Raw genomic sequence first — 13,790 nt, forward strand, 5'->3', positions numbered from 1 at the left:
GCCGATGGGTTGGTGCGGTTGTGGGATGTGGCTGGTCGTGTGCTGATCGGTGATCCTCTCACCGGCCACACCGACTGGGTCTGGTCGGTGGTGTTCAGTCCGGATGGGAAGGTCCTGGCCTCCGGCAGCCACGACAAGTCGGTGCGGTTGTGGGTGTTTTGATCGGGTGAAGGTGGTGGTCTGGCTTGGTGGCGCCTCGGCGGGGTCGTTACGGGACACGAGCTGTTTGTCGCTGGAGGCTGCGGGGTGGTTGTTTGGTTGATGTGGTGATGTTGGTGGAGGGGTTGTGGGGTGGGGTTGGCTGGGGGAGAGGGGCCGGGCGTTGGGGGGCTCGGCCCCTCGTGGGGGTTAGGTGGGGGTTAGGCGCCAGTGGGGGGTGGTGGACTGGTGGTGCCAGAAGGTGGTGAAGCGGCCGTTTTGGGCTAGGAGGGTGTGGGCGGGGCCGTCTTCGGTGATTTTGCCGTCTTCTAGGAAGATGACGCGGTGGGCGTGGCGGATGCTGGTGAGGCGGTGGGCGACGACGACTCGGGTGCGGGGGTGGGGGTCGGAGGTGAGGGTTTCGGCGATGAGGGACTCGTTTTCGGTGTCCAGGGCGCTGGTGGCCTCGTCGACGAGGAGGATGGGGGCGGGTTTGAGGAGGGCGCGGGCGATGGCGACGCGTTGGCGTTCGCCGCCGGAAAGTGTGGTTCCGGCTTCGCCGACCTTGGTGTTTAGGGCTTCGGGGAAGCGGGAAGTGAGATCGTCGACGCGGGAAAGATGTGTGGCTTGGGCAAGAGCGGGTTCGGTGGCTTCGGGGTGGGCGGTGCGGATGTTGTCGCGGAGGGTTCCGGTGAACAGGTACGGGTGTTGGAAGACGACGCTGGTCAGGGCGCGGCGGGCTTCCGGGGTGAGCGTGGCGGGGTCGGTCCCGTTGATGAGGACGCGGCCGCTGTCCGGCTCGTGTAGGCCCGCGATCAGCGCCAGGATCGTGCTCTTACCCGAGCCCGAGGGGCCGACGATGGCGGTGGTGGTGCCGGGCTCCAGCGTGAAGCTCAGCCCGTCCAGGACGGGCTTCTCGTGGGGCGCGTAGCGGAAGGTGACGTTCTCGAACTCGATCCGGGGCGTGGCACCGGGGATGCCGGAAGGGAGGTCGGTGCCGTGGGGCACAACGGGGGCGGTCAGCACGGCGTTGACGCGGCGCAGCGTCGTCTGCACCGATTCGACGGCGGGGGAGAGCTCGCCGAGCGCCGTGAACGGTTCGAGGTAGCGCGCGACGACGACGATCAGCGCGACGGTCTCGGGCACCCCGAGGTCGCCGCGCACCGCGAGCGCCGTCGCGGTGCCCGCGAGCAGCACCAGCGCGAGCTGGCTGGCGAGGCTGAACAGGAGTTGGCCGGGGATCTGCATGAGCAGCAGCCGCATGGTCGCGCCGTGCTGGGCGGCCAGCGCGGCCCCGGCGTGGCTGCGGGCCGGCTCGACCCGGCGGGCCGCGCGCAGCGCCTGCTGGGTGCGGGCGAACTCCAGGATCCGCTCGGTGAACGCGCTGTTCGTCTCGGCCGCCACGGTGTCGGCGCGGCGGCTGATGCCGGTCGAGGCCCAGAACGCGCCGAGCAGCACCGGCACCCCGGCCAGCGCGGCCAGCCCGAGCGGCGCCGAGACGGGCAGCAGCGCCAGCGCGATCCCGATCGGCAGCAGCGTCGCGCCGATCAGCGGGGTCAGCAGGTTGACGACGAGCCCGACGATCTCGGGCCCGGTCGCCGCGATCGCCTGCCGGGCCGTCGCGGTGTTCTCGGCGGTGAACCAGGTGAGCCGCACCCTTGTGAGCCGCTCAGCGACGTCCCGCTGGGTGCTGTCGAGCAGCCCAAAACCGAGGTCGAAGCCGAGCCGCGCGGTCACCGCGTCCACCGCCCAGCCCGCCGCGGTGACGGCGGTGAGCGCGCCGACCCACGGCCACGCGCCGCCCGGGTCGTCCCCGAACAGCGCCGAGACCAGCGGCACGAGCAGCACCACGCCGACGGCGCGCAGCACCACGCCGACGACGGCGAGCACCGTGTAGCGGACGACGTCGCCGCGCCGGTCGTGGGGGAAGAGACGGAGCAGGGTACGGATCATCGGACGGCCTCCTCGGCCCTTGACACGCCGGAGCTCCCCGCGTCCCACAGCCGGCGGTACCGGCCGTCAGCGGCGAGCAGGTCTTCGTGGGTGCCGGTCTCGGCGATCCGGCCGTGGTCGAGCACGACGATCCGGTCGGCGCCCGCCACGGTGCGGAGCCGGTGCGCGATGACGAGCACGGTCCGGCCCGCCGCGAGCCGGGTCAGCGCCTGCTGGACGAGGTACTCCGACTCGGGGTCGGCGAACGCCGTCGCCTCGTCGAGGACGAGTACCGGGGTGTCGGCGAGGATCGCGCGGGCGATGGTGAGGCGCTGGCGCTCCCCGCCGGAGAGCTGCGCGTTCGGGCCGAGCACGGTGTTGTAACCGTCCGGCAGCCGTGTGACGCGCTCGTGGATCTGCGCCTCCCTGGCCGCCTCCTCGACCCGCTCGATCGGCGCGTCCGGGACGGCGAGCGCGATGTTCTCCCGGATCGTCCCGTGCACGAGCTGGGCGTCCTGGAGCACAAACCCGACACGGGCGTACAGCTCGTCGAAGGTGAGGTCGCGCAGGTCCCGGCCGTCCACCCGGATCGCGCCGGAGTCCACGTCATGGAACCGGGCGAGCAGCGCCGCCAATGTCGACTTGCCCGACCCGGACGGCCCGACCAACGCCGTCACGGTCCCCGGCGCAAGCCGCAACGACACGTCCTGGATGACGGGCACCCCAGGCCGGTACCCGAACCCGACCCCCACGAACTCCACCTCACCGACGGCCCCCGATCCACCGGAAGCCGCCCAGGAGCCCGAGGCCGCGTCGTGGGCGTCGGTCGCGACCGCACGGCTCAGCGTCGGCCCGTCCGGGACGGTGAGGTGGGGTTCGTCGAGGGTTACCTGGATGCGGCGGGCGGCGAGGAGGCCGTCGCGGAGGCCGCTGAGGCCGTAGCCGATGCCGAGGAGGCGGGCGCCGAAGGCGGTGCCCAGGAGGAGGAACGGGAGGAGGTCGACCGGGTCCATCCGGCCGGAGGCGACGAGGGGGGTGCCGAGCACGGCGATCAGCCACAGGAACGTCGCGGGCCGGGTGGCCAGGTCCATGACGGTCTTCTTGCCGATGAACGGGCGCTGCCAGCCGTTGAGGAAGGCCAGGTACTCCGTGAGGCTGCGCCGGAACGCAGACGCGGCCGCCCCGCCGAACACGCGGATGACGGGCTGGCCCTCCAGGTAGGCGGCGGCCTCGCCGTTCATCCGCTCGGCCCAACGCTGGGCCTGTGCCGTCTTTGTCCCAGATTGGATGATCATGATGTACATCGTGATGATGTAGACGAGGACGGGGACGAGCAGCGCCAGCGCCAGCCGCCAGTCCACCCAGAACAGGTAGACCAGCACCGCGATCGGCGCGACGACGGCCGCCGCCGCGTCCGGCACGGCGTGCGTGACGAGGTAGTGCAGCGACAGCGTGTCGTCCTGCACGAGCTGTTTGACCGAGCCGGAGCCGCGCGCGGTGAACCAGCCGAGCGGCAGCCGCGCCAACTTCGCCAGCAGCCGCTCCCGCAGCGCCCGCGCGAACCTCGCGTCCACCGAGTGCAGCCACAACAGCAGCAGCGAGCCGAGCAGCGTCCCCGCCCCGAGCAGCCCGAGCGCCGCGATGCCGACCGGCCACACCTCGTCGCGGCCCGCCCCGTCCAGCAGCCGCCGCGCCAACTCCACAAGCAACAGGAACGGCGCGAGCTGCAACAACGTCACCAGCGCCTGCAACCCCGCAGCCACCATCAACGTTCGCCGCAACGGCCCGAGCAACCGCCCCGCCGCCTGCACCCGCCACGTCCCCACCGTGGCCCCTGCCCCCGAGCCCCCGGCCCGAGCCGCCCGGTCCCGTGACGGCACAGCCGCCCCGCCCAAGGACGCCTCCGCGCCATGGCCCGCTCCGCCCGACGCCGCCTCGGCGGCGTCCGAGCCCCCGGCCCGAGGCGACGCGTCAAGTGCCCCGTCCGCCCCCTCGACGGCCCCGGCTGGCGCCGTCCGGTCCTGTGACGGCACGGCAGCCCCGCCCGACACCGCCCCCGCGCCACGGGCGGTGGCGCCTGACGACGCCTCCGCGTCGTCGGCGGCTCCGGCCTGTCGTGGTTCGGCTGCCGTGTTCGGTGCCGACGCGGTCTCGTCGGGTGCCTCGGGGGTCGTCGTCGATGTGGCGCCTGAGGGTGCCTTTGTGGGTTCGGTATCGGGGTGTGCGGCGTCTGGTGCTGGTGGTGGCGCGGTGGTGGGGGGCGCCTCTGTGGGTTGCTCGGCGTCGGGTGGGGTGGGGGTTCGGGTGGTGCCCATGGATTTGGACTGGTTCCAGTAGGCGCGGCCGTAGATTTCGGACTTGGGGAAGCCGAACTCCTTGCGTAGGCGGGTTCGGAGCAGTTTGAAGGTTTCGGCTTCGGTGGCGGCCCAGGCGAACCAGTCCGACCAGTCGCGGGGCTCGACGGCGTCGGGGAGGGAGGCGGCGGTCCGGCGCGGGACGCGGTGCAGGTGGAGGCGCGGGTGGGTGGCGAGCGGGATCTCCAGCTCGGACGGGTGCTGGTGTTCGAGGTACAGCTCGACCGGGACGTCCGAGGGAAGCGCCCCCAGCAGCCCGTTGAGCGCCGGGATCGAGGCGGCGTCGCCGAACAGGAGGAAACCGGCGGGCAGCTCCTCGGGCACCGCGAACGGCGTCGAGCCGAACGACATCACCCCGACCTTCGCGCCCGGCGCGACGTCCTTCGCCCACCGGGTCGCCGGGCCGGGCGGGTCGTGCAGCGCGAAGTCCACCGCGAACCGGCCGCTCTCCGGGTCGGCCTCGGTGAGGGTGTAGCCGCGTTGGAACTCGGCGTCCGAGCCGTCCGGGTCGGGGAACCACATGCGGATCCACGCGGTCGGGCCTACGTCGGCGTCCTCAAAAAGCGTGGGCGAGGCCATCCTGACGCGCAGGAAGTGCGGCGCGCGCAGCTCCGTCTCCAGCACCGTCGCCTCGTGGTCGCGCGCGCCGAAGCCGCGCATGACCGCGCCCTGGAATCCTCGGGCCATCACCATCTCCCTTCGTAGGCGGAGAGGTCCGCCACGATCTCGTTCACGGGCCGTCCGGGTGGCGCCGCCGACACCAGGCCCCGGATCGAGGCCGCCAGGAGCAGCCGTACGTAGTCCTCCGTCGAGACCTGAGGCAGCCCGAGGTGGGCGGGGCCGAGACGGGTGTCGGCGAGGAGGCTCTCGACGGCGGAGTCGCGTTCCCGCGCGAACCCGTCGCCGCTTCTGGCCTCGGTGTCGTTCTCCTCGGACGCGGCGAGGCTGATGGTCAGTGTCGCGACCGAGCCGGCGAGCACGACGGCTACTTCCGGCGCGTACCCGCGGCGTTCCAGCGCGTCCACCTCGGCCGTCAGAAGCCGCCGACCGTGCTCTCCCCGTGGGAAGAGCACCTGGAAGTAGCGGGCGAGCCCTGGCCGGGCGAGAGCGAACGCGCGTAGCCGCAGCGCGAACGACAGCAGGTGCCGTTCGGTGTCCTCGGTGGGGTCGTCGGGCAGCGCCAGTTCGGCGAGCAGGCTTTCGCCGACGAGCCGTTCCAGCTCCCACCGGCCCTCGACGTGCCGGTACAGCGCCGCCGTGGAGACGCCCAGGCCCGTCGCGACGGCTTTGACGCTGAGCCGCCGCATGCCGAGTTCGCGGCCGACCCGGACGATCTCCTGGACCGTCACGATGCGCGCCCTGCCGCCGCGCCGCGCGGCGGCGTTCTTCTGTTCACGGTCCATCAGACCCCCAAAGTTGCACCCTATAACTTAGGGTCGCCTAACCCCGGGGGTCAAGATCTACGCACGGCGCCTCAGCGAAGGGTGTGCACGGCGGCCGTCATCGCGTCGGTGATCCGGCTTACGTCGTCCTCGGTGCAGATGTAGGGCGGCATCGTGTAGATGAGGTCGCGGAAGGGTCGTAGCCAGACGCCCCTACGCAAGGCAGCCTCCTGGACGCGCTGCTGGTCGATCGGCACCGACGTCTCGATGACGCCGATCGCGCCCTTCACCCGGACGTCGGCCACTCCGGGCAGGCCCCGGACGGGCGCGAGGCCGTCGGAGAGCACCTTCTCGATCGTCCGGACCTCGGTGCGCCAGTCGCGCTCCGCGAGCAGGTCCAGGGACGCGCAGGCGACGGCCGCGGCCAGCGGGTTGGCCATGAAGGTCGGGCCGTGCATGAGCGGCGCCTCGCCGGACGCGCTGATGCCCGCCGCGACCCGGTCCGTGCACAGGGTCGCGGCCATCGTCAGGTAGCCGCCGGTGAGGGCCTTGCCGACGCACATGATGTCGGGGGAGACGTCGGCGTGGTCGGCGCCCCAGAACTCGCCGGAGCGGCCGAAGCCGGTGGCGATCTCGTCCAGGATGAGGAGTAGGCCGTGGGCGTCAGCCAACTCGCGTAGGGCGCGCAGATGGGACGGGTCGTAGAACCGCATCCCCCCGGCGCCCTGGACGACGGGTTCCACGATGATCCCCGCCAACTCGTGCGCGTGCGCCGCGACGAGACGGCCGAGTTCGTCAACGTAAGCAGGGTCGGGCCCTACGGGCGGAGCGGGCGCGAACACGTGCACGGGAAGCACGTCGCTGAACAGATGGTGCATGCCGTTCACCGGGTCGCAGACAGCCATGTCGCCGAAGGTGTCGCCGTGGTAGCCGCCGCGCACGGTGAGCAGCCGAGGCCGGTTGACGCCTTGCGCCCGCCAGAACTGGAGCGCCATCTTGATGGCCACCTCGACGGCGACGGACCCGGAGTCGGCGAAGAACACCTTGGTGATCCCGGCCGGGGACAGCTCGACGAGGCGGCGGGCCAGTTCGACGGCGGGCCGGTGGGTGAGCCCGCCGAACATGACGTGCGCCATCCGGCCGAGCTGGTCGGTGAGCGCCGCGTTCAGCCGGGGGTGCCCGTACCCGTGGATGGCGGCCCACCACGACGACATGCCGTCGATGAGCTCGCGGCCGTCCTCCAGGACCAGCCGGACGCCGTGCGCGGCGGCGACGGGGTGAAGGGGGACGGTCGAAGGCATCGGCGCGTAGGGGTGCCAGACGTGCTCGCGGTCGTAGGCGAGGAGTTCCTCGGGGCTCATGGACGTTCACGGTACTCGGGTGATTTGCGTTACTCGCCGGTAGCTGAGCTGGGTCAGCAAGCGCTTATTTTCTGCACGTGAGCTGTCTCACCAGGGCAGGGGTGCTAAGTAGACACATTGTCAGCACTAACTTGATCGAGAAAGCTCTCCCGATCCTCCTCCGGAGTGACCATGCGCACCGTGTCGACCGCACTCGCCGGGCTGACCTCCGCGGCACTCGTCATCGGGCTCGCCCAGCCCGTCTCGGCGGCCCCCGTCGTCCTCGACACCAACCGCAGCACCGTCGTCGTCGGCGACGGCGGAAGCGGCGTCTGGACCACCTTCACCGCGCGCGGCGGGGCCGTCGCCACCGCCCGCGCCGTCGACCTCTGGCTCACCGCCCCCGACGGCGAACGCGTCCTGGTCGACCTCGTCGTCAAGGGCGCCCCCGGCATCTGGACCGGCGTCGCCGCCTTCAACCGCTTCGACGCCCCCGGCCAGTGGCGCGCGACCCTCAACGTCCGTGACGGCTCGGGCAAGCAGTCCACCGCCGGACGGCTCGTGTTTCACGTGAAACGCAAGACCACGCTCTCGGCCGCGAACCCGAAGGGGCGCGGCGGCTCGGTCGGCGGCGTGCTGCGCAGGCTCGCCCCGGCGGGCGGCTACCAGCCGTACGGCGGCCAGAAGATCCACCTGTACCGCTGGACGGACGGCGCCTGGCGGCACGTCGCCACCACAACGACCGGCAAGCAGGGCAGGTACTCCTTCGCCGCCCGCCCCGGCAAGCTCCAACTCCGCTACGCGGGCACCGCCGTCAACGCCCCGGCCAGCCAGACCACCCAGCGCTGACGCCGTCGCCCCAGCCCGGAGGTCGGCCGCTCCCGACGAAGTCGGGCTCGTGAAGCGGCCGATCTCCGGGCCATTGAGCACAGCCCGGAGGTCGGCCGCTCCCGACGAAGTCGGGCTCGTGAAGCGGCCGGTCTCCGGGCCATTGAGCACCGCTTCAGGGAGTTGGTGCGGGGTGGCGGCGTGCCAGCGCGCGGTACGTGATCGCGGCGGCCGCGTAAGCGACGACGAGGAAGGCGAGGACGGGCTCTGATCTGCCGTCCGGCGGCAGGGTGAACGCGCCGACACAGGCGGCGGCGACAAAGGTCGCGTTGAAGAACATGTCGTACGCGGCGAAGACCCGGCCCCGGAACGCGTCCTCGACGCTCTCCTGCAGGATCGTGTCCACGCACACCTTGATGCCCTGCGCGGCGACGCCCAGCGCGAACCCGCCCGCGACGTACAGCGGCTCGCGCAGCGGCACGGCGAGCCCCAGGAGCGCGACAGAGGCCGCGAGCAGCATCGCCGAGATCCACGCCTCCTTGCCGAACCGCCGGGCCGCCCACGGCGTGATCACGGCCCCCAGCAGGTATCCGGCGCCGGACACGAGGGTGATCACCGCGATCCCGTCAAAACCGGACGGGAAGTGGTGCCGGTACAGCAGCAGCGTCATGAGCAGCCAGATGCCGTAGAGGAACCGGTACGTCGCGATCGCCCCGAGCGCCAGCGCGGCCGGTTTGCGCCGCGCCAGGTGCCGCGCGCCCTCGACCATCCCGGTGACGACGTTCCTGACCGTCTCGCGCTGCCGTCCGTCCGGATCAGGGCCGAGCCCGTCCTTGGGCAGCGCCCGCGCGACAAAGGAGGCGACGACGTAAAGGACGGCCGCCATAAGGAAGGGCCCCGTGGTCCCGGCCTTCTGGACGGCGAACCCCGCGCCCGCTCCGACGAACGCCGCCACCGTCCCGGAGGTCACCGAAACCGTGTTGGCCAGAAGCAGATCCCTCGCCTGGACGACGTGGGGCAGCGACGCCGAGAGCGCCGACAGGAAGAACCGGTTCACGCCCAGCACGACGAGCGCCGCCACCAGGTACACGTCACTGTCGTCCAGCGCGCTGATGAGCCAGGCCATCCCGAGCACGCACACCGCCCGCACCAGCGGCGTGTAGACAAGGATCTGCCTACGCCGCCACCTGTCGATCAGCACCCCGGCGAACGGCCCGAGCACCGAGTACGGCAGCAGCATGACGGCGAACGCCACGGCCACCTTGCCCGCCGTCGCCTCGTTCTCCGGCGCCAGCACGTAGGCGGCCAACCCGACCTGCATCAGCCCGTCCGCGAACTGCGACGTCAGCCGGGTCCCGTACAGCCACCGAAACCCCCGCCCGCCCCACACGTCACCCCAGCTCACCCGCCCACCCTACGCACCCGTCCGGGTCAGCGGTGGGTGAGGAGGGTAAGGGCGGCGGCGGAGGGCGAGTCGGCGGGGGCGGTGTGGGTGAGGAGGCGTTGGGTCGGGGCGGACGGAAGGTGGAGGAGGGTGAAGTCGAGATCGAGCGGGCCGACCTCGGGGTGGTGGAGGTGTTTGGTGCCGTGGGCGCAGAGGCGGACGGCGTGGGCGGCCCACAGGGCGGCGAACTCGGCGGAGCGGACGGACAGGTCGCCCACCAGGGCGGCGAGGCCGGGGTCGTCAGGATGGCCCGCCGCGACGTAGCGCAGGGACGCGACGGCCAACGCCGCCTCGGCGCGCCAGTCGCGGTGCAGGTCCCTGGTGTGCGCGTCGAGGAAGAGGAGGCGGACGAGGTTAGGCCGATCATCCGGACGCCCAGGAGAGTCGAAGTCCAGATGCCCCGCAAGGAGACGGTGTCCAAGCCGGTTCCAGGCGAGCACGTCGTTACGGAGCCCGACAAGCAGCGCGGGAACCTCCGGCATGGACTCCAGCAGCCGCACCGCCGCAGGGTCGGCGACCTCCGCGACGGGCGGCGCGGCCCGTCCCGCCGGACGCGCCCTGGCCAGCGTGAACAGGTGCGCCCGCTCGTCGTCGGCGAGGCGCAGCGCGCGGGCCAGCGCGTCGATCACCGCGTCCGACGCGTTCGCCGACTGGCCCTGCTCCAGCCGCGTGTAGTACGCGGCGGACACCCCGGCGAGCCGCGCCAGCTCCTCGCGGCGCAGCCCCGGCACCCGCCGCACGCCGTAGCTGCGCACGCCCGCGCTCTCCGGGGTGATCGCCGCCCGGCGCGCCTTGAGGAATCGGCCCAGTTCCGTCGTCACACGCCAATGATGTCCGTTTTACCCGAGCGCTGCCTGACCCTGCGGAGGTCAGGCGGCACAGGGGGATGGCTGTTAGGCCAGGGCGCGCCCACGGTTGACGCCATGACCACGCAAGACACCCTCCCCGCACGGATGACAGCCCGGGAGCGCGCTGTCGTCGCCGTCCTCCTGACGGCCGGGTTCACCCTCGCCGTCGACTTCTCGATCCTCAACGTCGCGCTGCCCGTCATCGGCGCCGATGTCGGCTTCTCGACCGGGAGCCTCCAGTGGATCGCCACGTCCTTCGCGCTCGCGGCGGCGGGCTGCACCCTGTTCTTCGGCAGGGTCGCCGACCTCGCCGGACGCCGCCGCCTCTTCCTGCTCGGCATGGCGCTCCTCGGCGCCTCGTCGCTCGCGGGCGGCCTCGCGCAGGGCCCCGGCGTCCTGCTGGCCGCGCGCGTCGCCCAGGGCCTCGCGACGGCCATGGTGACGCCCTCCGCGCTCGCCCTCCTCACCACGGGCTTCCCGGCCGGGCCCGCGCGCGACAGGGTCCTCGGCCTCAACGGGGCGCTGATGGCCGCCGGGTTCACCACGGGCGCGCTGCTGGGCGGCCTGCTCACCGGCACCCTGAACTGGCGTTGGGCGTTCTTCCTCAACGTCGTCGTGGCGGCCGCCGTCCTGGCCGTCGCGCCCCTGGTGTTGGGCGAGAGCCGGGCGGAGCGACGGCCGCGGCTGGACGTCGCGGGGGCCGCCACCGTCACGCTCGCGCTCGTCGCGCTGGTGTTCGGGGCGTCGAGCGCGGGCGAGCACGGGTGGGGCGATCCGCGCGCGTGGGGCGCGCTCGCCGTCGCGGCGGCGCTGCTCGGCGTCTTCGGGCTGGTCGAGGCGCGGGCGGGGGAGCCGCTCGTGGCGCTCGGCGTGCTGCGGCGGCGGCCCGTCGCGTGGGGGAACGCCGCCGGTTTTGTCGCGTTCGCCACGGAGACGTCGCTGGTGTTCGCGTTGACCCTCTACCTCCAGGACGTCCTGGGCTTCTCGCCGCTCGTCGCCGGGCTCGCGTTCGCCGTCCTGGGCGCGGGGACGGTGCTGGGCGGGTTGATCGCGCCGCGCGTCATCGCCGCCGTCGGCGCGGGCCGGGCGATCGCGCTGGGCCTCGCCGTGCAGGCCGCCGCGACGCTGCCGCTGGCGTTCGCGGGGGAGGGGCGCGGCTGGCTCGTTCCGCTGCTCGCCCTGACGTTCACCGGCGGCGTCGCCAACCTCGTCGCGATCGTCGGCTACGTGGTGACGGCGACGTCCGGCCTCCCCGCCGCCGACCAGGGCCTCGCCTCCGGCCTGGTCACCCTGAGCCAGCAGACCGGCATCGCCCTGGGCACCCCGCTCCTGGCCGCCGTCATCACCGCCCGCCTGGACGCGGGCACCCTCCCCGCCCTCCACACCGCCTTCACCGTCAACGCCCTCACCACCGCCACCGCCGCCACCCTCCTGGCCCTCGCCCTACGCCGCGCCCCAAGCCACTAGACCCCTGTACGACGCGGAAGGCCGTCCCGCCGGGTGGGCGGGACGGCCTTTGCCGTGTTCGGTACTGGCTGGTCAGCGCTCGGCGTCGCCGCGGATGAACGCCTCGACGGCCTCGCGGGCCTGGTCGTCGTTGTACTGCTCCGGCGGCGACTTCATGAAGTAGGAGCTGGCCGACAGGATCGGGCCGCCGATACCGCGGTCCTTGGCGATCTTGGCGGCGCGCACCGCGTCGATGATGACGCCCGCGGAGTTCGGGGAGTCCCAGACCTCCAGCTTGTACTCCAGGTTCAGCGGCGTGTCGCCGAAGGACTTGCCCTCCAGCCGCACGTACGCCCACTTGCGGTCGTCCAGCCACGGCACGTGGTCCGACGGGCCGATGTGCACGTCGGCCTTGGCCATCTCGTGCGGGATCTGCGACGTCACCGACTGCGTCTTGGAGATCTTCTTGGACTGCAGGCGCTTGCGCTCCAGCATGTTCATGAAGTCCATGTTGCCGCCGAAGTTCAGCTGGTAGGTGCGCAGCAGCTCAACGCCGCGGTCCTCGAACAGCTTCGCCATGACGCGGTGCGTGATCGTCGCGCCGACCTGCGACTTGATGTCGTCGCCGACGATCGGGACGCCCGCGTCCACGAACTTCTGCGCCCACTCGGGGTCGGAGGCGATGAACACGGGAAGCGCGTTCACGAACGCCACCTTCGCGTCCAGCGCCGCCTGCGCGTAGAAGCGGTCCGCGTCCTCCGAACCGACCGGCAGGTAGGACACGAGCACGTCGACCCCGGCGTCCTTCAGGGCCTGGACGACGTCCACCGGCTCGGCGTCCGACTCCTCGATCGTGTCGAGGTAGTACTCGCCGAGGCCGTCGAAGGTGGGGCCGCGCTGCACGGTCACCCCGGTCGGCGGGACCTCGGCGAACTTGATGGTGTTGTTCTCGCTGGCGTGGATGGCGTGCGCGAGGTCCTGCCCGACCTTCTTGGCGTCAACGTCGAACGCCGCCACGAACTCCACGTCGCCCACGTGGTAGTCCCCGAACTGAACGTGCATCAGCCCAGGGACCCGCTGGTCGGGAGCCGCGTCCTTGTAGAACTCGACACCCTGGACGAGCGAAGAGGCGCAGTTGCCCACTCCAACGATGGCTACGCGCACCGAACCCATCCGGTTGCTCCTTTTCTCTAACTCACCGGGGTCTGGGGTGATCCCCAGGCTCTTATGAGGGCGACGTCCCTTGCGGGGCGTCGTTGTCATTGTCGTCTTGTCTGTCGTCCTGCCGCTGCCGCCCGACCTCGTCGGCCGCTTTGGCATGCTCGCGTCCGATGAGCTCGTTCAGCCACCTGACCTCGCGCTCGACCGATTCCAGGCCGTGGTTCTGGAGCTCAAGGGTGTAGCTGTCCACTCGTTCGCGGGTGCGGGTCAGTGCTGTCCGCACCTGCTCCAGGCGCTCCTCGAGGCGGCTTCGCCGGCCCTCGAGGATGCGCAGCCGCACGTCGGCGCGGGTCTGGGCGAAGAAGGCGAAATGTACGCCGAACCCCTCGTCCTCCCACGCCGCGGGCCCTGCCTCGGTGAGGAGCTTCTGCAGGTGCTCCTTCCCCTCGGCGGTCAGCTTGTAGACGATCTTGGCTCGTTTGCTCTGCAGTGCGCCCGTGGGCTGCTCGTCCTCGTCCTCGGTGATCAGCCCCTGTGCGAGGAGCTGCTTGAGGCACGGGTAGAGCGTCCCGTAGGAGAACGCGCGGAACATGCCGAGCAGGGTGTTGAGCCGCTTGCGCAGCTCGTACCCGTGCATCGGGGACTCATGGAGCAGCCCGAGCACGGCGAGTTCCAACACGCCGCCCCTCTTGCCGACCATCGTTCCCTCCGCGGTAGCTCAGCCAGATGTATCGTGGAAATGTATCGAGCCGATACATCGCAAAGATACGTAGTGTTAACCAACTCCGCAAGCTGCCTCATTCGTCACATCCGAGTAGGAACCGTGTGCCCGATCCGGCACCGTGCAGGCGGAGCCCGTCGGTACGATGACCCGTTAGACACCTGACGCTGCTGGGCTATGCCCCCCGTTAGACCGG

At 71.6% G+C, this 13,790-nt stretch carries 11 protein-coding genes; 3 read left to right on the forward strand and 8 right to left on the reverse strand.

The features are described 5' to 3' along the window. Nucleotides 1-39: 39 nt before the first annotated feature. Nucleotides 40-162, forward strand: coding sequence for a WD40 repeat domain-containing protein (locus LO762_RS32960; protein ID WP_308104782.1), 123 nt, complete (start codon nucleotides 40-42; stop codon nucleotides 160-162). A gap of 186 nt (nucleotides 163-348) precedes the next feature. Here LO762_RS32960 and LO762_RS29060 read toward each other — a convergent pair whose 3' ends face one another. The 4 genes from LO762_RS29060 to LO762_RS29075 all read right to left on the reverse strand — a co-directional run bounded on the left by LO762_RS29060 (nucleotide 349) and on the right by LO762_RS29075 (nucleotide 7,167). Then, nucleotides 349-2,091, reverse strand: coding sequence for an ABC transporter ATP-binding protein (locus LO762_RS29060; RefSeq protein ID WP_230619331.1), 1,743 nt, complete (start codon nucleotides 2,089-2,091; stop codon nucleotides 349-351). Continuing rightward, nucleotides 2,088-5,111: an ABC transporter ATP-binding protein/permease gene (locus LO762_RS29065; protein ID WP_230619332.1), complete on the reverse strand. Its 3,024-nt coding sequence runs from the start codon at nucleotides 5,109-5,111 to the stop codon at nucleotides 2,088-2,090. The genes LO762_RS29060 and LO762_RS29065 overlap by 4 nt, the downstream gene beginning before the upstream one ends. Further along, entirely contained in the window at nucleotides 5,111-5,827 is a 717-nt protein-coding gene (locus LO762_RS29070; RefSeq protein ID WP_230619333.1) for a TetR/AcrR family transcriptional regulator, read from the reverse strand. Before LO762_RS29070 ends, LO762_RS29065 begins: the two co-directional genes overlap by 1 nt. A 71-nt stretch (nucleotides 5,828-5,898) precedes the next feature. Then, nucleotides 5,899-7,167, reverse strand: a complete 1,269-nt coding sequence (locus LO762_RS29075; RefSeq protein ID WP_230619334.1) for an adenosylmethionine--8-amino-7-oxononanoate transaminase — start codon at nucleotides 7,165-7,167, stop codon at nucleotides 5,899-5,901. 180 nt (nucleotides 7,168-7,347) lie between these two features. Here LO762_RS29075 and LO762_RS29080 point away from each other — a divergent pair, with 180 nt between their 5' ends. Further along, nucleotides 7,348-7,995 carry a hypothetical protein gene (locus LO762_RS29080; protein WP_230619335.1) on the forward strand — a complete coding sequence of 216 codons (648 nt, stop codon included), beginning with the start codon at nucleotides 7,348-7,350 and terminating at the stop codon, nucleotides 7,993-7,995. A 154-nt stretch (nucleotides 7,996-8,149) separates the two neighbouring features. Here the strand turns inward: LO762_RS29080 and LO762_RS29085 are convergent, their stop codons facing one another. Together LO762_RS29085 and LO762_RS29090 are read right to left on the reverse strand one after the other, a co-directional pair. Then, nucleotides 8,150-9,379 carry an MFS transporter gene (locus LO762_RS29085; protein WP_230619336.1) on the reverse strand — a complete coding sequence of 410 codons (1,230 nt, stop codon included), beginning with the start codon at nucleotides 9,377-9,379 and terminating at the stop codon, nucleotides 8,150-8,152. A 26-nt stretch (nucleotides 9,380-9,405) separates the two neighbouring features. After that, nucleotides 9,406-10,239: a helix-turn-helix transcriptional regulator gene (locus tag LO762_RS29090; RefSeq protein WP_230619337.1), complete on the reverse strand. Its 834-nt coding sequence runs from the start codon at nucleotides 10,237-10,239 to the stop codon at nucleotides 9,406-9,408. Between the two features lie 102 nt (nucleotides 10,240-10,341). On the opposite strand from LO762_RS29090, the gene LO762_RS29095 reads away from it, so the two are divergent. Continuing rightward, nucleotides 10,342-11,733 (forward strand): MFS transporter, encoded by a 1,392-nt coding sequence (locus LO762_RS29095; protein ID WP_230619338.1) that lies wholly within the window; start codon nucleotides 10,342-10,344, stop codon nucleotides 11,731-11,733. A gap of 72 nt (nucleotides 11,734-11,805) precedes the next feature. Here LO762_RS29095 and LO762_RS29100 read toward each other — a convergent pair whose 3' ends face one another. Together LO762_RS29100 and LO762_RS29105 are read right to left on the reverse strand one after the other, a co-directional pair. Next, a complete protein-coding gene (locus tag LO762_RS29100; RefSeq protein ID WP_230619339.1) occupies nucleotides 11,806-12,885 on the reverse strand; it encodes an inositol-3-phosphate synthase in 1,080 nt (359 codons plus the stop codon). Between the two features lie 52 nt (nucleotides 12,886-12,937). Continuing rightward, entirely contained in the window at nucleotides 12,938-13,573 is a 636-nt protein-coding gene (locus LO762_RS29105; protein ID WP_230619340.1) for a PadR family transcriptional regulator, read from the reverse strand. Between the last annotated feature and the right edge of the window lie 217 nt (nucleotides 13,574-13,790).

The sequence above is a fragment of the Actinocorallia sp. API 0066 genome (assembly GCF_020991275.1).
Lineage (GTDB): Bacteria > Actinomycetota > Actinomycetes > Streptosporangiales > Streptosporangiaceae > Actinocorallia.